This window comes from Pseudomonas trivialis, from assembly GCF_036864995.1.
Taxonomy (GTDB): Bacteria; Pseudomonadota; Gammaproteobacteria; order Pseudomonadales; family Pseudomonadaceae; genus Aquipseudomonas; species Aquipseudomonas trivialis.
Window position 1 is genome coordinate 4,328,637 of sequence record NZ_CP142151.1, and the last position, 20,111, is coordinate 4,348,747.

Sequence of the window (20,111 nt, forward strand, 5' to 3'; positions counted from 1 at the left end):
TGACCTGGCATCTTTCATGAAACCCTACACGGTTTGTTGAGTCCATCTCATTGCACGCTATGCTCAATGTTCAAGCATTACCCTCTACGACCAATGGCCGCTGTCGCCGCCCCCGGTGTTCCGCGTTAATATTTGTACTTATTTTGTCCATAGGGATTGGTAACTTGGCTGGATACCTCCATCCTGTCGCGCACAATCCACGAGGTGATTGATGCGCGCCAACTCGTCTGAACCACAAGAGACCGTCACAGCAGAACAACCGATCGCTCCCGGCCGTTTGCGCTGGCTGGATCTGTTGAGCAAATACCGTCAGCCCATCGGGCTGGCCGTGACCTTGCTGCTGTTCGCTATCGCCCTGATCGCCTGTCGGCATCTGCTGCTGGAGCTGGACCTTTACGCGCTCCATGATTCGATTCTGGAAGTGCCCAGGCCCGCCCTGCTCGGTGCGTTCGGCGCGGCCGTCGCCGGCTTTATCATTCTGCTGGGCTATGAGTTTTCCGGCGCACGCTATGCCGGGGTGAAGCTGCCTGCCAAGACCCTGGCCCTCGGCGGCTTTACCGCCTTTGCCATCGGCAACGCGATTGGCCTGTCGATGCTCTCCGGCGGATCGGTGCGTTACCGTTTATATGCACGCCACGGCGTCGGTGCTTCGGAAGTCGCGCACATGACCGTGTTCGCCAGCCTTGCCCTTGGCTGCGCACTGCCACCGCTGGCTGCCCTCGCCACCTTGAGCAACCTGCCGGCGGCTTCGACCTACCTGCACTTGCCGCAAAGCCTGCTCGGCGGTGTGGCCGGCGCCGTGCTGCTGTTGTCGGCCGCGCTGTGCATCGGCATCTACCGCCGTCGCCTGCCGGAACAGCCTTACCCGGACAACCTGCTGGTCAGGGCCGGACGCCGCACCCTGCGCCTGCCGGGTCGTCGCCTGACCTTCCTGCAGTTGATCATCACCGCACTGGATGTGGCCGCAGCCGCCACCGTCCTTTACCTGTTACTGCCGGAAGCACCGCCTTTCGGCCCGTTCCTGCTGGTGTACCTGCTGGCCCTGGCCGCCGGCGTACTCAGCCATGTACCGGGCGGGGTCGGGGTGTTCGAGGCGATCCTGCTGGCGGCGTTTGCCGACAAGCTCGGCGCTGCACCCCTGGCTGCCGCGCTGCTGCTGTATCGCATGATCTACGTGGTGCTGCCGCTGCTGATCGCCTGTGTGTTCCTGCTGGTCAATGAAGCCCAGCGCCTGTTCCAGACCCAGCAGAGTCTGCGGGTTGCTTCAGGGCTGGCGGCGCCAGTGTTGGCCGTACTGGTTTTTTTGTCCGGCGTGGTCCTGCTGTTCTCCGGCGCCACGCCCGAAATCGACTCACGCCTGGAAAACATCGGCTTCCTGATTCCCCACCGCCTGATTGACGCCTCGCACTTCGGCGCCAGCCTGATCGGCGTGCTCTGCCTGTTGCTGGCCCAGGGCTTGCGTCGGCGCTTGTCGGCCGCCTGGATGCTGACCATGGTGCTGTTGCTGACGGGCGCCCTGCTCTCGCTGCTCAAGGGTTTCGACTGGGAAGAAGCCAGCCTGATGACCATGACAGCGGTGCTGCTGGCGATCTTCCGCCGTTCGTTCTACCGTGCCAGCCGCCTCACCGAATTGCCGTTCTCGCCGCTGTACCTGGTGGCCAGCGTGTGCGTACTGGGCGCGTCGATCTGGCTGCTGCTGTTTGCCTATCAGGATGTGCCTTACAGCCATCAGCTGTGGTGGCAGTTCACCCTCGACGCCAACGCGCCGCGCGGCCTGCGCTCGCTGCTGGGCGCCGCCGTACTGCTGGTGATCGTTTCGCTGACCTGGCTGCTGCGTACCGCCCGCCCGATCATTCACCTGCCGACCCCGGACGAACTGGAGCGCGCCACTCGAATCCTGATGGCCTCATCGCAACCCGACGGCGGCCTGGCACTGACCGGCGACAAGGCGCTGCTGTTCCACCCCAACGACGAAGCCTTCCTCATGTATGCCCGTCGTGGCCGCAGCCTGGTGGCCTTGTACGACCCCATCGGGCCGACCCAGCCGCGCGCCGAAATGATCTGGCAATTCCGCGACCTGTGCGACATCCACCACGCGCGGCCGGTGTTCTATCAGGTGCGCGCCGAAAACCTGCCGTACTACATGGACATAGGCCTCACCGCGATCAAGCTGGGCGAAGAAGCCCGGGTCGACCTCAAACGTTTTGACCTGGAAGCCAAGGGCAAAGAGATGAAGGACCTGCGCTACACCTGGAACCGCGGCACTCGCGACGGCTTGTCCCTGGAGATCTTCGAACCGGGCCAGGCGCCAATGGACGAGCTAAAGGTGATCTCCGACGCCTGGCTGACCGGCAAGAATGTGCGCGAAAAAGGGTTTTCCCTGGGGCGCTTCAGCGACGACTACCTCAAGCACTTTCGCATCGCGATCATTCGCTTCGAAGGGCGCCCGGTGGCCTTCGCCAATTTGCTCGAGACCTACAACCACGATCTGGCCAGCCTCGACCTGATGCGCGCGCACCCCGACGCGCCGAAACTGACCATGGAATTCATGATGGTCGGCCTGATCCAGCATTATAAGAACCACGGCTACGCCCGCTTCAGCCTCGGCATGGTGCCGTTGTCGGGCCTGCAACCCCGCCGTGGCGCACCGTTGACCCAGCGCCTGGGTTCGATGGTGTTCCGCCGTGGCGAGCAGTTGTATAACTTCCAAGGCTTGCGCCGTTTCAAAGACAAATTCCAGCCTGACTGGGAACCTCGTTATATGGCCGTGCCCGCCGGACTTGATCCGCTGGTGGCACTGGCCGATACCGCCGCCCTGATCGCGGGCGGCTTGACTGGATTGGTGAAACGCTGATGATTCGACGTTCCTGGCGGTATGTATTGGCCATCGTGGTGCTGCTCGCTCTGATCGCAGGCGGCGGCTTCTGGTACTGGACCCGCCCTGCTCCGCAGCCGGTGCTGGAGCAGATGCCCCAGGCCGATGGCACGGTGATGACCCTTGTGACCCCCGCCACCGCTGCCAAAGCCCGTGTGGCCGTGGCCGTGCCGGCGGACGATACCCTCACCGACAGCCAGTTGATCGCCCTGAGCCAGGGCGGCAAGGCGCAGATCGTTCAGGTGATCCTGCCCAAGGACGATTGCAAGCTGCAGGAACAGGCGCTGCAAAACGCCCTGGGTCAGCTCAAGGGCCCCGCGACTCTGGTCAGCGGCATCGGCCCTGGCGCCGCCCTCGCCTGGCGCTGGCTGGCCACTCAGAACGATGACAAGGCCAACGCCATCTCCGTCGGCTTCGCCCTGGTGCAGGAAGGCTGCAAGGACCCGCTGCCGAAAACCGCCGCCCATGGCAACTGGCTGGTGGCGTGGAACGATAACCCTGACGATGAAAGCGCCAGCTTCGTACGCGATACACCGCGCGCCACCACCAGCATCAGCGACTACGACATCCATTACCCGCAAGTGCTGAACAACGAGCTGCGCAAGCAACTGGTGGGCTCAGACAACGGCGGCCTCGCCATCCCGGTGGTCGAAGTGCCCGCCGGTCAAGCCAAGGATACCGTCACGCTGTTCCTCTCCGGTGACGGCGGCTGGCGCGACCTGGACCGCGACGTGGCCGGTGAAATGGCCAAGATCGGCTACCCGGTCGTGGGCATCGACACCCTGCGCTACTACTGGCAGCACAAGAGCCCGGAACAGAGCGCCAAGGACCTCACCGAGCTGATGCAGCACTACCGACAGAAATGGGGCACCAAGCGCTTCGTGCTGACGGGCTATTCGTTCGGCGCCGACGTACTGCCGGCGATCTACAACCGCCTGCCGGAAAACGAACAGCAACGGGTCGATGCAATCATCCTGCTGGCATTCGCCCGCACTGGCAGCTTTGAAATCGAAGTGGAAGGCTGGCTGGGCAACGCCGGCAAAGAGGCCGCCACCGGTCCGGAAATGGCCAAGCTGCCACCGGAGAAAGTGGTGTGCATCTATGGCGCCGAAGAAGTCGACGAGAGCGGCTGCACCGACAAGACGGCGGTAGGTGAGGCGTTGAAATTGCCGGGCGGGCATCACTTCGATGAGAACTATCCAGCGCTGGCCAAGCGCCTGGTGGATATCATCGTCAAGCACCAGGCCAAAGCCGAGTAATGACGCAAAACCCAATGTAGAAGAGGGTTTATGTGGGAGGGGGCTTGCTCCCGATAGCGGAGGTGTCAGTCAATGATGTGTTGACTGATTCACCGCTATCGGGAGCAAGTCCCCTCCCACATTTGTTTGTGGTGAGGCTGAAATTTATCGCGGTTCGATGTGGGCAATCATCAGCTGCACGGTTTCATTGCCACGAAACTCGTTCACATCCAGCTTGTAGGCCAACTCCACCCAACGCACCGTCGGGTTCGGCCAGACCTCACGGTCCACCCCAAATGCAATGCCGTCGAGCTTCACCGAGCCGCATTCGCTCTTGAGCACCACTTTCAGGTGCCGCTCGCCCACCACGCGCTGCTCCACCAGCTGGAACACACCATGGAACACCGGCTCGGGAAAGTGCTGCCCCCACGGCCCGGCATGACGCAGCGCGCGGGCCAGTTCCAAGTGAAATTCTTCCACCGCCAGGGTGCCGTCGGTCAGCAGGCGACCGGTGAGGTCTTCTTCGCGCAGTTGCCGACGCACTTCGGCATCGAACGCCTGGGCAAACAACGGGAAGTTCGCCTCGGGCAATGTCAGCCCCGCCGCCATGGCGTGGCCGCCGTATTTGGCGATCAGGTTGGGATGCTGGCTGGCAACCACGGCCAGCGCGTCACGGATGTGAAAGCCCTGCACCGAACGGCCCGAGCCCTTGAGCAGGCCATCGCCCGCATCGGCGAACGCGATGGTCGGGCGAAAATAGCGCTCCTTCATGCGCGAGGCCAGGATGCCGATCACGCCCTGGTGCCACTCCGGGTCGAACAGGCACAAACCGTAGGGCATCGACTCCACCGGCAGGTCCTTGAGCTGGGCCAGGGCCTCGCGCTGCATGCCTTGCTCGATGGACTTGCGGTCCTGGTTCATGCCGTCCAGCTGTGCGGCCATTTCCCGGGCGGCGGCAATGTCGGTGGTGAGCAGGCATTCAATGCCCAGGCTCATGTCGTCCAGGCGGCCGGCGGCGTTGAGCCGTGGGCCTAGGATAAACCCCAGGTCGGTGGAGGTGATGCGCGCCGCGTCGCGCTTGGCCACTTCCAGGATCGCCTTGATCCCCGGCCGGGCGCGACCGGCGCGAATGCGCTCCAAGCCCTGATGCACCAGGATGCGGTTGTTGGCATCCAGCGGCACCACGTCGGCGACGCTGCCCAGGGCCACCAGGTCGAGCAGATCACCGATGTTCGGCTGCGGCTTGTTCGCGTACCAACCCAGGTCGCGCAAGCGCGCACGCAGGGCCATCAGCACATAGAAGATCACGCCGACGCCCGCCAGGGCCTTGCTGGGAAATTCACAGCCCGGCTGGTTCGGGTTGACGATCGCGTCGGCCGCCGGCAGTTCGTCACCTGGCAAGTGGTGGTCGGTGACCAGCACCTTGAGCCCCGCCGCCTTTGCCGCCGCCACGCCTTCGACGCTGGAAATGCCGTTGTCCACGGTGATCAGTAACTGCGGCTTACGCTGCAGCGCCACGGCGACGATTTCCGGGGTCAGGCCGTAGCCATACTCGAAACGGTTGGGCACCAGGTAGTCCACATGGGCCGCGCCGAGCAAGCGCAGGCCCAGGGTGCCCACGGTGCTGGCAGTGGCGCCATCGGCATCGAAGTCACCGACGATCAGGATGCGCTGGCGCTGCTCCAGGGCGACCACCAGCAAGTCCACCGCCGCGTCGATGCCCTTGAGCCGCTGATAGGGAATCAACTGCTTGAGGCTTTTATCCAGCTCGACCTCGGAGCGCACCCCGCGCGCAGCGTAAAGGCGGGTCAACAGCGGTGGCAGATCACCGAGAAACGGCAGGACAGCGGGCAACGGGCGGGGATCGATACGCATGGGACGGGATGGGATCTCTAGGGGGGATTTTTTAGCTTCAAGCTTCAAGCTTCAAGCTTCAAGCTTGCGGCTGCAACTCTTCAACCGCGCTCGCCAACCAGCCACTGCAATTGCACTTCATGCTGACCACGGTCGTCGGTGACGAAGATCGTGCCTTCACTGATCATCACGTCCCACTTGATCACCCGTGGCATGTCCTTGGCCAACACCTCAAGGATTTCCTGGGGCACGGCGGCGATGTGCACGTTCTTCAGGTTATTGGCCACAGGGACCACCTTGCCTTCCCACACACGCAGGCTGCCATAGGCCAGCAGGCTGGTGCGTTCGGTACGGCGCGAGCACCAGGTCAGGCGGTCGGCATCCGGCTGGCCGACTTCGATCCAGTGCAACACTCGGTCATCCAGGCTTTTTTCCCACAGGGCTGGCTCGTCAACATCCGACAGGCCGCGCCCGAACGCCAGTTGCTCGTTGTACCAGAGGGCGTAGGCCAGCAGGCGCACGGTCATGCGCTCTTCGGTTTCCGAAGGGTGGCGGGCGATGGTCTGTTTGACGCTCTCGTACACCGAACGATCAAGGTCGGTGAGGTTGAGTTCGAATTTGTAGGTCGTGGACGGCTGGGCCATGAACGGGCTTCTAGAGACAGGGAAAGGCGGCCAGTCTAACCGATGGAGAGCTCATTCAACGAATCCTGTGCTGCATCATCCTTATCCCTGAGCGGCGCGCCTATGTTAAAAGCATCACATCCCCTCCCCGCCCAGCGCAGACAAGGATCACCATGTCGTTTAATGCCAAGCCGCTTGCCGGCCTCAAAGTCATCGAACTCGGCACCCTCATCGCCGGCCCGTTTGCTTCGCGCATCTGCGCCGAGTTCGGCGCCGAAGTGATCAAGGTCGAGTCACCGGACGGCGGCGACCCGCTGCGTAAATGGCGCAAGCTGTATGAAGGCACTTCGCTGTGGTGGTTCGTGCAGGCGCGCAACAAGAAGTCGCTGACGCTGAACCTCAAGCATCCTGATGGCCTGGCGATTCTCAAGCAGTTGCTGGCAGACGCCGACATCCTGATCGAAAACTTCCGCCCCGGCGTGCTGGAAAAGCTCGGCCTGGGCTGGGAAACCCTGCATGCGTTGAACCCGAAACTGGTGATGGTGCGCCTGTCGGGCTTTGGCCAGACCGGCCCGATGAAAGACCAGCCAGGGTTCGGCGCGGTGGGCGAGTCCATGGGCGGGCTGCGCTATATCACCGGCTTCGAGGACCGCCCGCCGGTGCGCACGGGCATCTCCATCGGCGATTCCATTGCCGCACTGTGGGCGGTGATCGGCGCATTGATGGCGCTGCGTCATCGCGAGGTCAATGGAGGGCTGGGCCAGGTGGTGGATGTGGCGCTGTATGAAGCCATCTTCGCCATGATGGAAAGCATGATCCCGGAATTCGATGTATTCGGGTTTATCCGCGAGCGCACGGGCAACATCATGCCCGGTATAACACCGTCCTCGATCCACACCAGCGCCGACGGCAAGCACGTGCAGATCGGTGCCAATGGCGACGCGATTTTCAAGCGTTTCATGTCGGCCATCGGCCGTGAAGACCTGGCGAACGATCCGCAACTGGCCAGCAATGACGGGCGAGACAGCCGTCGCGACGAGCTGTACGGCGTGATTGATCGTTGGGTCAACTCGCTGCCGCTGGAGCAGGTGGTGGAGCAGTTGAACAAGGCCGACGTGCCCGCCAGCCGAATCTACAGTGCCGAAGACATGCTCGGCGATCCGCAGTTTCTCGCGCGGGAGATGTTCCTCAAGGCGCAGTTGCCGGGCGGCAAGGACTTCAAGATGCCGGGCATCGTGCCCAAGCTTTCGGATACGCCAGGCAGCTGCGAATGGGTCGGACCGCAATTGGGCGAGCACAATGGCGTGTTGCTGGCCGAGTTGGGTTATGACGCAGCGGCGATTGCCGGCCTGCGTGAGCGGGGCGCAATCTGACGTCGTGACAAATCGCGGGCAAAAAGAAACCCCGAAGTGTGGGGAGACACTTCAGGGTTAAACGTGGCCTTACAATGACCAGTACAACAAGCCACAAACACCGGAGCACAATGTTTGCTCTTGCTGTTACAAAATCTGACCGAGCATGCTGTGGGAAGTTTCCATCAATAAACAATTCTTCATGCCAGCGCCGCGCCACGTGTCTGGGCCGCGCTGCGCAGGGCAGCGATGACCGAGGGTTCCAGGCGCCCTTCGGCAATTTTGATGTCGCGCAACAGGCAATCCACCACATCCACCAGCAAACGTTTATCCATCAATTGCACCTGGTCGACTTCACGCTCGACCACGATGGCGCCGGAAGGATTCTTCACGGTCACCAGGCTCTCGCCCTGCACACCAGAGGTGGTCAGCGTAACCTGATAAGGGCTCAGTGCTTCGTCGAGCAATAGGCTGATACTTTCCATCTCGATCACCACTCAATAGTTCGGGAACAATCGTCTTAACGGGTGCTGCATCTATCCTAAGTGACTGGTTCTGACGTAGGAAAGTTCGCTTTTTCGTCTTTCAACGGTTGCAGGGGGATGACGAGACCAGCATGCGCTCGCAACATGACAAGCAAAAAACGGTGGCACATAACTGCTTACGCAATGGGCTGCTGTTTTGGGGTTTGCCGGGAGTTGAGGCTGGAGGTGAATCCTATACTCGGTGAGCGCTGCACGACTGAGCGCATGTCAAAAGGCCCTGATTGCGAAGGATCACTACGATGGCAGAACCCAATGAACAGCAGAACTCAACGGACAGAATGCATGCGGAGGTGTCGCGCATTTTTGCCGAGATTGCCCGGATGAATGCGGAGCAGAACAAACTCAACAAGGAATCCTTGAAGATAACCTGTGAAACGTTCTGGTACCCGGTGGCTATCGCGACGGGCTTTTACGCCGCTGTTGGCACGGTAATAGTAGTGGCACAGAAACTATTCTCGTGATGCTGATGTTTTTGCCGGGCAAAAGAGCGCATGTCAAAGGCCCTGTTGCGAAGGATGATTACGATGGTGGAAAACAAAGAGGAGCAGGCAACAATGGAGAGGATGCATGCCGATGTAAGGCGTATCTACGCCGAGATATCACGCATGCAGGCAGAGCGAGACAAGCTCAAGTCCGAGTCACTGAAGATAACCTGTGAAACGTTCTGGTACCCCATGGGGGTGGCGATGGCCGTAGTGGCAACCATTGCTTCAATCACCGGAGTGGCAATTAAACTGCTTATGTAATCAGGACGCTGCCGGGCCTGCCACACACAAAAACGCCGCTGACCTCAAGGAAGGGAAAGCGGCGTTTCGATTTTCGCGGAATGCCTTACAAAGGCTTGCCTCGATTGCCATGCTGGCTGACAAACGCCTGCACCGCCTTCAGGTCATTGGCCAGCACTGTGCAGCGCTCTTCACGCTCAAACAGGTCGGCCATGTGCTTGGGCAACTCCAGCGCCTTGCCAACGCCGGCCTTCTCCACCGCTTCCGGGAATTTGACCGGGTGCGCGGTGCCGAGGATCACCATCGGAATATCCAGGCTGCGACGGCATTCGCGCGCTGCCTTTACGCCGATGGCAGTGTGCGGGTCGAGCAGTTCACCGGTGCGGGCGTAGACTTCAGCGATGGTTTCGCAGGTTTGCGCGTCGTCCACGGCCAGGGAATCGAACAGCTTGCGGGTTTCGGTCCAGCGCTCCTGCTCGACGCTGAAACCGCCACCGCTCTTGAAGTTGCTCATCAGATCGGCAATGGCGGCTCCGTTGCGACCGTGCATATCGAACAGCAGGCGCTCGAAGTTCGACGAGACCATGATGTCCATCGACGGCGACAGCGTGGCGTGCAGGGTTTCCTTCACATACCCGTTGCCGCTCATGAAGCGGTGCAGGATGTCGTTGCGGTTGGTGGCGACGATCAACTGATTGATCGGCAGGCCCATGTTGCGCGCCAGGTAGCCAGCGAAAATGTCGCCGAAATTGCCGGTCGGCACCGAGAACGACACCGAACGCGCCGGCCCGCCCAACTGCAGCGAGGCATGGAAGTAGTAGACGATCTGGGCCATGATCCGCGCCCAGTTGATCGAGTTCACCGCTACCAGACGCGTACCTTTGAGGAAACTTTGGTCAGCAAAGCTGTTCTTGACCATTTCCTGGCAGTCATCGAAGTTGCCTTCGATGGCGATGTTGTGGATGTTCTCGCCAAAAATCGTGGTCATCTGCCGACGCTGCACCTCTGACACACGCTGATGCGGGTGCAGGATGAAAATGTCGACGTTCTCGCAGTGCTTGCAGCCTTCGATGGCCGCTGAACCGGTGTCACCGGAAGTGGCGCCCATGATCACCACGCGCTCGCCGCGCTTTGCCAGCACGTAATCGAGCAGACGACCCAACAGTTGCAGGGCGAAGTCCTTGAACGCCAGGGTCGGACCGTGGAACAGCTCAAGCACCCACTCGTTGCCGTCCAATTGGCGCAACGGTGCGATGGCACTGTGGGAAAACACGCCGTAGGTTTCTTCCAGGATCTTCTTGAAGTCCGCATCCGGGATGCTGCCGGTGACGAACGGGCGCATCACCCGGAACGCCAACTCGTGGTATGGCAGGCCCACCCACGAAGCGATTTCTTCCTGGGTGAAACGTGGCAGGTTTTCCGGCACGTACAGGCCGCCGTCGGTGGCGAGACCTGTCAGTAAAACGTCTTCGAAGTTCAGGGCCGGTGCCTGACCGCGGGTGCTGATATAACGCATGACTGGCTCCTCTACAACATTCTCGAACAGAGGCCGCCGTGCTCACGGGGCCCCTGGAACAGATCGGTTAATTCAAGTGTTCGACACGAATCCGTACCACCGGCCCCACCACGCCTTGCAGGGCTTCCATGGCGGCGATGGCTTCGTTGATATGCCGTTCGAGCACACGGTGGGTCAGCAGGATCATCGGCACCTGGCCGTTCTGCTCCTCGACTTCCTTCTGCATGATCGACTCGATGTTGATCCCGCGCTCCGACAGGATGCTGGCCACCTGGGCCAACACGCCCGGATGATCCTGGGCCTGGATACGCAGATAGTAGGCACTTTCGCACGCCTCGATCGGCAGGATCGGATGGGCCGACAGCGAGTCCGGCTGGAAGGCCAGATGCGGCACGCGGTTTTCCGGGTCGCTGGTCATGGCGCGGACCACATCCACCAGGTCGGCGATCACCGACGAAGCGGTCGGCTCCATACCGGCACCGGCGCCGTAGAACAGGGTGGAGCCAGCGGCGTCGCCGTTGACCATCACGGCGTTCATCACGCCGTTGACGTTGGCGATCAGGCGATCAGCCGGGATCAGCGTCGGGTGTACACGCAACTCGATACCTGCCGGGGTGCTGCGCGCCACGCCGAGGTGCTTGATGCGGTAGCCCAGGGCTTCGGCGTAATTCACGTCGGCGGTGGTCAGTTGGGTGATGCCTTCGGTGTAGGCCTTGTCGAACTGCAACGGGATACCAAAGGCGATGGAGGCCAGGATGGTCAGCTTGTGGGCGGCGTCGATGCCTTCCACGTCAAAGGTAGGATCAGCTTCGGCGTAACCCAGGGCCTGGGCTTCAGCGAGCACATCTTCAAAGGTACGGCCCTTCTCGCGCATCTCGGTAAGGATGAAGTTACCGGTGCCATTGATGATGCCCGCCACCCAGTTGATGCGGTTGGCGGACAGGCCTTCACGGATCGCCTTGATCACCGGAATGCCACCGGCCACGGCGGCTTCGAACGCAACGATCACACCCTTCTCGCGCGCCCTGGCGAAGATTTCGTTGCCGTGCACGGCAATCAGCGCCTTGTTGGCGGTAACCACGTGCTTGCCGTTTTCAATGGCCTTGAGCACCAGCTCGCGGGCCACGGTGTAGCCACCCACCAGCTCGATGACGATATCGATTTCAGGGTTGCTGGCCACGGCGAAGACATCGTTGGTCATCGCAATACCGGTCGTTTGGAACTGAGGCTTTGGCGAACGCGTGGCAATCTGCGCCACTTCAATCCCGCGACCTGCACGGCGGGAAATTTCCTCAGCATTGCGCTGAAGTACGTTAAAGGTGCCGCCACCGACGGTCCCTAACCCACAGATGCCTACTTTGACCGGTTTCACTGAAGAACTCCCCATGAAACGGCCGACGCTAGGTCGGCCGTGGAAAACAGCCGCACAACTGCGGCTTTCAATTAACGGCCCGCAGGTTTGGCGGCGAGCCCTGATCGTCGAAGATTCGACGATGCTGGTTTATTTGGCATTCAAAGCCAGTTTGGCAACTTGTGGTGCCGGCTGGTAGCCCGGAATCACCTGACCGTCAGCCAAAACGATGGCCGGTGTACCGTTCACGCCGATGGACTGACCAAGGGCAAACTGTTTGGAAACCGGGTTGGCGCATTTGGCGGCCTTGATTTCCTTGCCATCGACCATCTTGTCCATGGCAGCTTTCTTGTCGGCCGAGCACCATACCGCCTGCAACTGCTCGTCACCCGGCGAACCCAGGCCCTGACGCGGGAAGGCGACGTAACGCACTTCCACACCCAGCTTGTTCAGCGCCGGTACTTCAGCGTGAAGCTTGTGGCAATACGGGCAGGTGGTATCGGTGAACACAGTGATGTGGGTCTTGGTCTCGCCGATCGCCGGATACACCACGGTCTCAGCCACCGGAATGCCGTTGATCAACCTGGACACGCCCAGGCGTTCGGCTTTCTCGGTCAGGTTGACCGGTTTGCCGTCCTTGAGCTGGAACAGGTAGCCCTGGACGACGTACTGGCCGTCGGCACTGGCGTACAGCACGCGACTGCCCTTGAGCTTGACTTCATACAGGCCGGCCATTGGGCTGGCGCCGATGCTTTCGATGGGTGTGTCGAGCTGCAGGTTGGCCAGGCTCTTGCGAATGGCCTGCTCGGCGGCGTCATCGGCGAAGGCAACGCTGGAAACCAACGCAATGGCTGCGGCGGCAATAATCTGGATCAAGCGCATGGAAACTCCTGAGGGGCAGATGCAGGGACGGTGCAGTTACGCCGATTGGAAACTCGGGGGTGGACCGTCGCCTTTGCTAACCGGCAAAGCCTACCACAGTTGGGCCGCAGGGCAGCCCGTGGCGGCATAAATTGGGCGTTTTCAGCCCCTCGGGTGGTGCCTGGCATGCATATCCTGCAGGCGTGCCCGCGCAACGTGGGTGTAGATCTGGGTGGTGGACAAGTCGCTGTGGCCGAGCAGCATTTGCACCACCCGCAAATCGGCGCCGTGATTGAGCAAGTGGGTAGCAAAGGCGTGGCGCAAGGTGTGCGGCGACAGGGCCTTGCCGATCCCTGCGACCTTGGCCTGGTGCTTGATCCGATGCCAGAAGGTCTGTCGCGTCATCTGCTCACCGCGCTGGCTGGGGAACAGCACGTCGCTGGGACGCCCGCCGAGCAGTTCATGGCGCGCATCGCGCATGTAGCGCTCCACCCACACAATCGCCTCCTCGCCCATGGGCACCAACCGCTCCTTGCTGCCCTTGCCCATCACCCGCAGCACACCCTGACGCAGGTTGACCTGCTCCAGGGTCAGGCTGATCAGCTCGGTCACCCGCAGGCCGCACGCGTAGAGCACCTCCAGCATGGCACGGTCACGCTGACCGATGGCTTCGCTCAGGTCGGGGGCGGCGAGCAAGGCGTCGACGTCGGCCTCCGACAGCGACTTGGGCAATGGCCTGCCCAGTTGCGGCATGTCGATCTGCAGGGTCGGGTCGAGGGCGATAAGCTTTTCCCGCAGCAAATAACGGTAAAAGCCACGTACGCCCGAGAGGAAACGTGCGGTGGAACGCGGCTTGTAATTCTGCTCCAGGCGCCAGGCGAGGTGATCGAGGATCAGCTCACGGCCGGCGTTGATCAGCTCGAGGTGTTTCTCCTGCAGCCAGCCGTTGAACAAGGCCAAGTCGCTGCGGTAGGCCTGGCGAGTGTTGTCCGACAGGCCTTTTTCCAGCCAGAGGGCGTCGAGGAAGCGGTCGATCAGAGGGTGGTCGATGGCGGGCATGGGGGCTCAGGCTGGTGGCGGTGGTGTCGGGTAGATCCTATCGCAGGCAAGCCAGCTCCCACACTTGAATATGTTTACACATCAACATGTGGGAACTGGCTTGCCTGCGATAGCTGCGACTCGGTTTCGGGCCAGTCAACAAATCGCGGGCACAAAAAAGCAGCCCGAAGGCTGCTTTTTTCTGCATCGGAACGCTGGACTTAAGCCAGTTTTTCCTTGATGCGAGCTGCTTTACCGGACAGGTCACGCAGGTAGTACAGCTTGGCTTTACGTACGTCACCGCGACGCTTGACGGCCATGCTGTCGATCTGCGGGCTGTAGGTCTGGAAAGTACGCTCTACGCCAACACCGTTGGAGATTTTACGAACGGTGAAAGCACTGTTCACACCACGGTTACGCTTGGCGATTACCACGCCTTCGAACGCTTGCAGACGCGAACGGTCGCCTTCCTTCACTTTCACCTGAACGACAATGGTGTCGCCCGGGGCAAAGGTAGGGATCTCTTTGGTCATCTGCTCTGCTTCGAGTGCAAGGATGATTTTGTTAGTCATGCTGTGCTCCTAAGGTAAGTCAATGGACCTACCATCGATACGTTTAACTATCGTCCCGCGCGAGGATGTATTCCTCGAGCAGCTTCTTCTCTTCTCCAGAAAGCGAGCGGCTATCCAGAAGATCGGCGCGTCGTTCATAGGTCCGACCAAGGGACTGCTGTAAACGCCAACGCCGGATGTGTGCGTGATTGCCACTTAGCAACACGTCGGGAACACGCTGATCCGCATACACCTCCGGGCGGGTGTAGTGCGGGCAATCCAGCAAACCATCCGTGAAGGAATCTTCCTCCGCGGAGTCCGCATGCCCTAAAGCTCCAGGCAGCAGCCGTGTAACCGCATCTATCAGGACCATCGCCGGCAGCTCACCGCCAGACAGGACATAGTCCCCAATCGACCACTCTTCATCGACATGAGCGTCAATAAAACGCTCGTCAATGCCTTCATAGCGACCGGCAATCAGGATCAATGCTTCCTCATTCGCCAGTTCGCGGACCCCAGCCTGTTTCAGCTGACGGCCTTGAGGGGACAGGTAAATTACCTTCGCCTTCTCCCCGGCAGCTGCCTTGGCCTGAACCAGTGCGTCTTCCAGGGGCTTGATCTTCATCACCATGCCCGGGCCACCGCCAAATGGGCGGTCGTCCACAGTGTGATGCCGATCCGTCGTGTAGTCTCGCGGGTTCCAACAGGTGAGCTGCAACAGCCCCTGTTTCACCGCCCGACTGGTGATGCCGTACTCACTGATGGCGGAAAACATCTCGGGAAACAAACTGATCACTTCAATGCGCAAATTAGCCACGCCTAGAAGTCCGCGTCCCATTCCACCTTCATCTCGCCTGCGGCCAGATCGACGGCCAACACGCAGTGCCCGGTATAGGGCAACAGCCGTTCGCGATCATCCAGGCTGCCAGCGCAAGGCTTGACCACCATTACATCATTGGCGCCGGTTTCCAGAAGGTGATCGATTTTCCCGAGCAATTGCCCCAGTTGATCAATAACCTTCAGACCTTCCAGCTGGTACCAGTAGTACTCGCCGTCGGTCAATTCAGGGAACAGGTTGCGCGGCACGCAGATCTCATAACCGGCCAGAAGACGAGCTTCTTCACGATCATCAAGACCCTTGAGCTTTGCGACCAGGAACTTGTCGCTCCCGCGTCCACTGACCAGCTCGACCTGTTTCACACTACCTTCGCGCTTGAGCGTCCAGGTCTTGTACTGCAACAGGTTTTCAGTCGGATCAGTAAAGGAATACACCTTCACTTCGCCGCGAACGCCATGAACAGAGTAAATCTTGCCGATAACGATCAAATCATCAGCAACAGTTGGCGTCGCGTTCATATTGCTCAGGCTGCGGCCTTAGCCGAGTCCTTCAACAACTTTGCAACGCGCTCGGATGGCTGTGCACCCACGCTCAGCCAGTAGGCTACGCGCTCTTGGTTCACGGACAGACGAACTTCTTGACCACGAGCGATCGGGTTGAAGAAACCAACCTGTTCCTTGTGCGAACCGTCGCGCGGGTTGCGGCTGTCGGTTACGGTCAAGTGGTAAAACGGGCGCTTTTTGGAGCCGCCAAGGGCAAGACGGATTGTTAGCATGTGAACATCGTTCCTGTAGTCGGTGCTGCAAATCTAAATGCACAGCGGGCATAGGTGCCCGAAAGGCCGCATATTCTAAGGAATATCCGGACTTTTGCAAATGTCTTTTTCCGGCGCCTACCCGCGTGCCATTCAGATCTGCTATAGAGCCGTCGTTAAAAACGGCGAGTCAGCCCCCGCCAACGGCGGGTTTGCTGGAGATCCCACATCCCTGTGGGTCGGAGCGCACGCTGTGCCTGCGCTCGAATACTTTACATTTTCGGCATGCCGCCGCCGGGCAACATACCGCCCATGCCGCGCATCATCTTGGCCATTCCGCCCTTGGCGGAGAATTTCTTCATCATCTTCTGCATCTGCTTGTGCTGCTTGATCAAGCGACCGATGTCCTGCACCTGAGTGCCGGAGCCCATGGCGATCCGACGCTTGCGCGAACCGCTGATCAGCTCAGGGTCGCGGCGCTCGGCCGGGGTCATGGAATTGATGATGGCTTCCATCTGCTTGAACTGCTTCTCTGCCGCGCCCTGGGCATTGCCCATCTGCGCCAGGTTCACACCGCCGATGTTCGGCAGCTTGTCCATCAGGCCACCAAGGCCGCCCATGTTCTTCATCTGCTGCAGCTGATCGCGGAAGTCTTCGAGATCGAAGCCCTTGCCCTTCTTCAGCTTCTTGGCCAGCTTGTCGGCCTTGTCCTTGTCGAGGGTGGCTTCGGCCTGCTCGATCAGGCTGAGCACGTCGCCCATGCCGAGGATGCGCGAAGCGATACGCTCAGGGTGGAACGGCTCGAGCGCTTCGCTCTTCTCGCCCATACCGATGAACTTGATCGGCTTGCCGGTGATGGCACGCACCGACAGCGCGGCACCGCCACGGGCATCGCCGTCGACCTTGGTCAGGATCACGCCGGTCAGCGGCAGCGCATCACCAAAGGCCTTGGCGGTGTTGGCCGCATCCTGGCCGGTCATGGCGTCGACCACGAACAGTGTCTCGACCGGGTTGATCGCGGCATGCAGCGCCTTGATCTCGCCCATCATCTCTTCGTCGATGTGCAGGCGACCGGCGGTGTCGACGATGACCACGTCGATGAACTTCAGTTTGGCTTCTTTAATAGCTGCGTTGGCAATGTCGACCGGCTTCTGGCTCAGGTCCGACGGGAAGAAGGTCACGCCCACTTCGCCCGCGAGCATTTCCAGCTGTTTGATGGCGGCCGGACGGTAGACGTCAGCCGACACCACCATTACCGACTTCTTTTTGCGTTCTTTAAGGAAACGCGCCAGTTTGCCGGCCGTGGTGGTTTTACCCGCGCCCTGCAGACCGGCCATCAGCACGACGGCCGGCGGCACGGCGCTGAGGTTCAGGTCTTCATTGGCGGCGCCCATCAGGCTTTCGAGTTCGGCCTGGACGATCTTCACGAACGCCTGGCCCGGGGTCAGGCTGCGCGACACCTCAGTGCCGACCGCACGTTCCTTGACCGAGTTGACGAAGTCCTTGACCACCGGCAGGGCGACGTCGGCTTCCAGCAACGCCATGCGCACTTCGCGCAGGGTGTCTTTAATATTGTCCTCGGTCAGCTTGGCCTTGCCGGTAACGTGGCGCAGCGTCTGCGAGAGGCGGTCAGTCAGGTTTTCAAACATGCGCGATCCTTTCAGGCCCCATTCATCGAAATGCTTTGGTAGACCGAGGTAATGACGGCCCAGGCTGTGGTAAATCGCTATTAAAAACAGCGCTCGGCGAGCCTGCGGCGTGGGCAGGTCGCGGATTATAGCGAAGACTGCGCCCATGCACACCCGCTGTCTGGCCCGGGAGTCTTTCGTGCAACGTCTGTGTATGCCAAACTCAGCGCCTTTCGGGCTTTCCTTTCAGGATTTATGCTTCCCTTGTCACCCAGTTTGCTACCCAGTCTCGCCGCCGCCATCCTGTATGCCGCTGCGACCCTCTACCAGGGCACTCGCCTGGCCAAATGCGTCAAGGCCGACAAACGCCTGCTGGCAGGCCTTGGCGGCCTCGCCCTGGTGGCGCACGTCGCCAGCCTGTTTACCCACCTGATGACGCCGATCGGCCTGGGCCTGGATTTTTTCAGCGCCGCCAGCCTGATCGCGGCGGCCGTGATCGGTCTGACGCTGATCGCCTGCACGCGCATCCCGGTGGAAAACCTGCTGGTGCTGCTCTTCCCGCTGGGCATGCTCACAGTGCTGCTGGCGCAGTTCGCCCCCACCGGCACGGTGCAGGTGATCGATGAAGAGCCGGGCATCCTGTCGCATATCCTGCTGTCCATCCTGGCCTACGGCATGTTCACCATCGCGGTGTTCCAGGCCCTGCTCCTGCTGCTGCAGGACCACCAGCTCAAACATAAACACCCTTCTGGCCTGATCAAGAACTTCCCGCCGCTGCAAACCATGGAAAGCCTGCTGTTCGGGTTCCTGTGGGCCGGCTGGACGCTGCTGTCGCTGTCGCTGATTTCCGGCTGGCTGTTCGTCGAGAACCTGTTTGCCCAGCACCTGGTGCACAAGACCCTGCTGGCGTGCCTGGCCTGGGTGGTGTTCAGCGTGCTGCTGTGGGGCCGCAACCGCCTCGGCTGGCGCGGGCACAAGGCAATCCGCTGGACCCTGGCCGGTTTCTGCCTGCTGATGCTGGCCTATTTCGGCAGCAAGCTGGTTCGTGAATACATCCTGCATATCTGACGGGCAGCACACATGGACAACTTGCCCCTGGGGCCGATGCTCGCGGTAATCGCCCTGCTGGTGTTATGGGCGGCGCTGTTTACCGCCATCGAAGCCGCCCAGCAGCACCTGCTGGCCCTGCGCCCCGGCACACGCCAGGGTGACAAGGCGGCCGCACGCCTGAACTTCCCGCGCAACAGCCTGATCCTGTGCAACACCCTGTGCCGGGGCGTGGTGGTGATTCTCTGCACCCTGCTGGCGATTTATGCGTGGGCGCAAAACGGCCCCTGGCTCGGCTCGGCGATCTCCAGCGCCCTGCTGCTGGTGCTGGCCGACTACCTGCCCCGCGCCCTGGCCATCCGCCATCCTCAGACAGTGCTGGGGTTTGGCAATGTGCTGCTGGGCGTGCCGCTGAAACTCCTCTACCCACTGGCCTGGCTGCTCAATGGCCTGAGCTTGCTGCTACTGCGCCCGTTTGCGCGCAAACCCGGCGTGGTGAAACACAGCGATGACCCACTGCCCGATCATGACGACGAGCCACAAGCCGACACCGATGAAGACCGCACCCCTGGCATGCCCGGTATCCATGCGCTGGACAACATCACGGTGAATGACATCCTGGTGCCGCGCAGTGAAGTGGACGGCATCAACCTGGATGATTCGATCGACGAGATCATCGAGCAGTTGCGCAACACCCTGCGCACCCGACTGCCGGTGTTTCACAGCGACATCAACCAGGTCGAAGCCGTGCTCAATACTCGGCAGATCCAGCACCTGTTGCCCGACGCCAGCCTGAGCAAGGACGCGCTGCTGGCCGCCTGCCACGAACCTTACTTCGTCCCGGAAAGCACGCCACTGCAACTCCAGTTGCTGAACTTCCACAAGCAACAGCGGCGCCTGGGCATGGTGGTGGATGAGTACGGCGAAGTGATGGGCATCGTCACCCTGGAAGATATCCTCGAAGAAATCGTCGGCGAGTTCGAGAGCGAGCAAAGCTCGGACAACCCGCATATCGAGGCCCAGACCGATGGCCGCTACATCATTGACGGCGCCGCCTCTATCCGCGACCTGAACAAGAGCCTGACCTGGCACCTGCCCAGCGACGGCCCCAAGACCCTCAACGGCCTGGTGACCGAAGCACTGGAGACCATTCCGGATTGCGCGGTGTGCCTGAAGATCGGCCGGTACCGCCTGGAGATCCTCGAGACCGAAGACAACAGGGTCAGCAAGGTGCTGATCTGGCACACCAGCCGCGTGCCCGTCGCTGTCTGACAAAACACAACCTGTGGGAGGCCTGCCCCCTCCCGCACGGGTA

At 60.9% G+C, this 20,111-nt stretch carries 19 protein-coding genes; 7 read left to right on the forward strand and 12 right to left on the reverse strand.

All coding sequences use genetic code 11. From position 1 onward, the window contains the following. Positions 1 to 211: 211 nt before the first annotated feature. Positions 212 to 2,854 (forward strand): bifunctional lysylphosphatidylglycerol flippase/synthetase MprF, encoded by a 2,643-nt coding sequence (mprF, locus tag VRB54_RS19035; RefSeq protein WP_057007228.1) that lies wholly within the window; start codon positions 212 to 214, stop codon positions 2,852 to 2,854. Next, positions 2,854 to 4,134 carry a virulence factor family protein gene (locus VRB54_RS19040; RefSeq protein WP_338478380.1) on the forward strand — a complete coding sequence of 427 codons (1,281 nt, stop codon included), beginning with the start codon at positions 2,854 to 2,856 and terminating at the stop codon, positions 4,132 to 4,134. The genes mprF and VRB54_RS19040 overlap by 1 nt, the downstream gene beginning before the upstream one ends. Positions 4,135 to 4,278: 144 nt before the next feature. Here the strand turns inward: VRB54_RS19040 and recJ are convergent, their stop codons facing one another. Beyond that, complete coding sequence (gene recJ / locus VRB54_RS19045; protein WP_338478381.1) at positions 4,279 to 5,988, reverse strand: single-stranded-DNA-specific exonuclease RecJ; 1,710 nt, start codon at positions 5,986 to 5,988, stop codon at positions 4,279 to 4,281. An 80-nt stretch (positions 5,989 to 6,068) separates the two neighbouring features. After that, complete coding sequence (locus VRB54_RS19050) at positions 6,069 to 6,611, reverse strand: YaeQ family protein (RefSeq protein ID WP_003238901.1); 543 nt, start codon at positions 6,609 to 6,611, stop codon at positions 6,069 to 6,071. A 152-nt stretch (positions 6,612 to 6,763) separates the two neighbouring features. On the opposite strand from VRB54_RS19050, the gene VRB54_RS19055 reads away from it, so the two are divergent. Then, positions 6,764 to 7,963, forward strand: a complete 1,200-nt coding sequence (locus tag VRB54_RS19055; protein WP_338478382.1) for a CaiB/BaiF CoA-transferase family protein — start codon at positions 6,764 to 6,766, stop codon at positions 7,961 to 7,963. Between the two features lie 179 nt (positions 7,964 to 8,142). Here VRB54_RS19055 and VRB54_RS19060 read toward each other — a convergent pair whose 3' ends face one another. Next, complete coding sequence (locus VRB54_RS19060) at positions 8,143 to 8,427, reverse strand: DUF3509 domain-containing protein (protein ID WP_338478383.1); 285 nt, start codon at positions 8,425 to 8,427, stop codon at positions 8,143 to 8,145. A 299-nt stretch (positions 8,428 to 8,726) separates the two neighbouring features. Here VRB54_RS19060 and VRB54_RS19065 point away from each other — a divergent pair, with 299 nt between their 5' ends. Together VRB54_RS19065 and VRB54_RS19070 are read left to right on the forward strand one after the other, a co-directional pair. After that, a complete protein-coding gene (locus tag VRB54_RS19065; protein ID WP_122459619.1) occupies positions 8,727 to 8,948 on the forward strand; it encodes a hypothetical protein in 222 nt (73 codons plus the stop codon). Between the two features lie 30 nt (positions 8,949 to 8,978). Beyond that, positions 8,979 to 9,233: a hypothetical protein gene (locus VRB54_RS19070; protein WP_422396063.1), complete on the forward strand. Its 255-nt coding sequence runs from the start codon at positions 8,979 to 8,981 to the stop codon at positions 9,231 to 9,233. A gap of 85 nt (positions 9,234 to 9,318) precedes the next feature. On the opposite strand, the gene thrC is transcribed toward VRB54_RS19070, so the two are convergent. From thrC to ffh, 9 genes are all read right to left on the reverse strand, one after another. Continuing rightward, a complete protein-coding gene (gene thrC / locus VRB54_RS19075) occupies positions 9,319 to 10,728 on the reverse strand; it encodes a threonine synthase (RefSeq protein ID WP_057007235.1) in 1,410 nt (469 codons plus the stop codon). Positions 10,729 to 10,795: 67 nt separating this feature from the next. After that, positions 10,796 to 12,100 carry a homoserine dehydrogenase gene (locus tag VRB54_RS19080; protein WP_209984430.1) on the reverse strand — a complete coding sequence of 435 codons (1,305 nt, stop codon included), beginning with the start codon at positions 12,098 to 12,100 and terminating at the stop codon, positions 10,796 to 10,798. 129 nt (positions 12,101 to 12,229) lie between these two features. Next, positions 12,230 to 12,961, reverse strand: a complete 732-nt coding sequence (locus VRB54_RS19085) for a disulfide isomerase DsbC N-terminal domain-containing protein (RefSeq protein ID WP_057007237.1) — start codon at positions 12,959 to 12,961, stop codon at positions 12,230 to 12,232. A gap of 141 nt (positions 12,962 to 13,102) precedes the next feature. Continuing rightward, positions 13,103 to 13,999 (reverse strand): site-specific tyrosine recombinase XerD, encoded by an 897-nt coding sequence (gene xerD / locus VRB54_RS19090; protein WP_338478384.1) that lies wholly within the window; start codon positions 13,997 to 13,999, stop codon positions 13,103 to 13,105. Between the two features lie 200 nt (positions 14,000 to 14,199). Continuing rightward, positions 14,200 to 14,550 carry a 50S ribosomal protein L19 gene (gene rplS, locus VRB54_RS19095; protein ID WP_003175895.1) on the reverse strand — a complete coding sequence of 117 codons (351 nt, stop codon included), beginning with the start codon at positions 14,548 to 14,550 and terminating at the stop codon, positions 14,200 to 14,202. A 43-nt stretch (positions 14,551 to 14,593) separates the two neighbouring features. After that, positions 14,594 to 15,367, reverse strand: coding sequence for a tRNA (guanosine(37)-N1)-methyltransferase TrmD (trmD, locus tag VRB54_RS19100; RefSeq protein WP_338478385.1), 774 nt, complete (start codon positions 15,365 to 15,367; stop codon positions 14,594 to 14,596). Then, positions 15,349 to 15,885 (reverse strand): ribosome maturation factor RimM, encoded by a 537-nt coding sequence (gene rimM / locus VRB54_RS19105; RefSeq protein WP_057007239.1) that lies wholly within the window; start codon positions 15,883 to 15,885, stop codon positions 15,349 to 15,351. The genes trmD and rimM overlap by 19 nt, the downstream gene beginning before the upstream one ends. Before the next feature lie 5 nt (positions 15,886 to 15,890). Next, positions 15,891 to 16,142, reverse strand: a complete 252-nt coding sequence (gene rpsP / locus VRB54_RS19110) for a 30S ribosomal protein S16 (protein ID WP_003238923.1) — start codon at positions 16,140 to 16,142, stop codon at positions 15,891 to 15,893. Between the two features lie 251 nt (positions 16,143 to 16,393). After that, a complete protein-coding gene (ffh, locus tag VRB54_RS19115; protein ID WP_003193965.1) occupies positions 16,394 to 17,770 on the reverse strand; it encodes a signal recognition particle protein in 1,377 nt (458 codons plus the stop codon). A 234-nt stretch (positions 17,771 to 18,004) separates the two neighbouring features. On the opposite strand from ffh, the gene VRB54_RS19120 reads away from it, so the two are divergent. Then, positions 18,005 to 18,817 (forward strand): cytochrome C assembly family protein, encoded by an 813-nt coding sequence (locus VRB54_RS19120; protein WP_422396064.1) that lies wholly within the window; start codon positions 18,005 to 18,007, stop codon positions 18,815 to 18,817. A 12-nt stretch (positions 18,818 to 18,829) separates the two neighbouring features. Further along, a complete protein-coding gene (locus tag VRB54_RS19125; protein WP_338478387.1) occupies positions 18,830 to 20,068 on the forward strand; it encodes a transporter associated domain-containing protein in 1,239 nt (412 codons plus the stop codon). Positions 20,069 to 20,111 lie beyond the last annotated feature (43 nt).

Excerpts from the sequence above, each read along its gene's own strand:
- VRB54_RS19065 (WP_122459619.1), top strand. The coding sequence starts at position 8,727 with ATGGCAGAACCCAATGAACAGCAGAACTCAACGGACAGAATGCATGCG.
- recJ (WP_338478381.1), bottom strand. The coding sequence starts at position 5,988 with ATGCGTATCGATCCCCGCCCGTTGCCCGCTGTCCTGCCGTTTCTCGGT.
- thrC (WP_057007235.1), bottom strand. The coding sequence starts at position 10,728 with ATGCGTTATATCAGCACCCGCGGTCAGGCACCGGCCCTGAACTTCGAA.
- VRB54_RS19085 (WP_057007237.1), bottom strand. The coding sequence starts at position 12,961 with ATGCGCTTGATCCAGATTATTGCCGCCGCAGCCATTGCGTTGGTTTCC.
- VRB54_RS19120 (WP_422396064.1), top strand. The coding sequence starts at position 18,005 with ATGCTTCCCTTGTCACCCAGTTTGCTACCCAGTCTCGCCGCCGCCATC.
- xerD (WP_338478384.1), bottom strand. The coding sequence starts at position 13,999 with ATGCCCGCCATCGACCACCCTCTGATCGACCGCTTCCTCGACGCCCTC.
- VRB54_RS19050 (WP_003238901.1), bottom strand. The coding sequence starts at position 6,611 with ATGGCCCAGCCGTCCACGACCTACAAATTCGAACTCAACCTCACCGAC.
- VRB54_RS19070 (WP_422396063.1), top strand. The coding sequence starts at position 8,979 with ATGTCAAAGGCCCTGTTGCGAAGGATGATTACGATGGTGGAAAACAAA.
- VRB54_RS19055 (WP_338478382.1), top strand. The coding sequence starts at position 6,764 with ATGTCGTTTAATGCCAAGCCGCTTGCCGGCCTCAAAGTCATCGAACTC.
- rplS (WP_003175895.1), bottom strand. The coding sequence starts at position 14,550 with ATGACTAACAAAATCATCCTTGCACTCGAAGCAGAGCAGATGACCAAA.
- VRB54_RS19060 (WP_338478383.1), bottom strand. The coding sequence starts at position 8,427 with ATGGAAAGTATCAGCCTATTGCTCGACGAAGCACTGAGCCCTTATCAG.
- rpsP (WP_003238923.1), bottom strand. The coding sequence starts at position 16,142 with ATGCTAACAATCCGTCTTGCCCTTGGCGGCTCCAAAAAGCGCCCGTTT.
- trmD (WP_338478385.1), bottom strand. The coding sequence starts at position 15,367 with ATGGGACGCGGACTTCTAGGCGTGGCTAATTTGCGCATTGAAGTGATC.
- rimM (WP_057007239.1), bottom strand. The coding sequence starts at position 15,885 with ATGAACGCGACGCCAACTGTTGCTGATGATTTGATCGTTATCGGCAAG.
- VRB54_RS19040 (WP_338478380.1), top strand. The coding sequence starts at position 2,854 with ATGATTCGACGTTCCTGGCGGTATGTATTGGCCATCGTGGTGCTGCTC.
- mprF (WP_057007228.1), top strand. The coding sequence starts at position 212 with ATGCGCGCCAACTCGTCTGAACCACAAGAGACCGTCACAGCAGAACAA.
- VRB54_RS19125 (WP_338478387.1), top strand. The coding sequence starts at position 18,830 with ATGGACAACTTGCCCCTGGGGCCGATGCTCGCGGTAATCGCCCTGCTG.
- ffh (WP_003193965.1), bottom strand. The coding sequence starts at position 17,770 with ATGTTTGAAAACCTGACTGACCGCCTCTCGCAGACGCTGCGCCACGTT.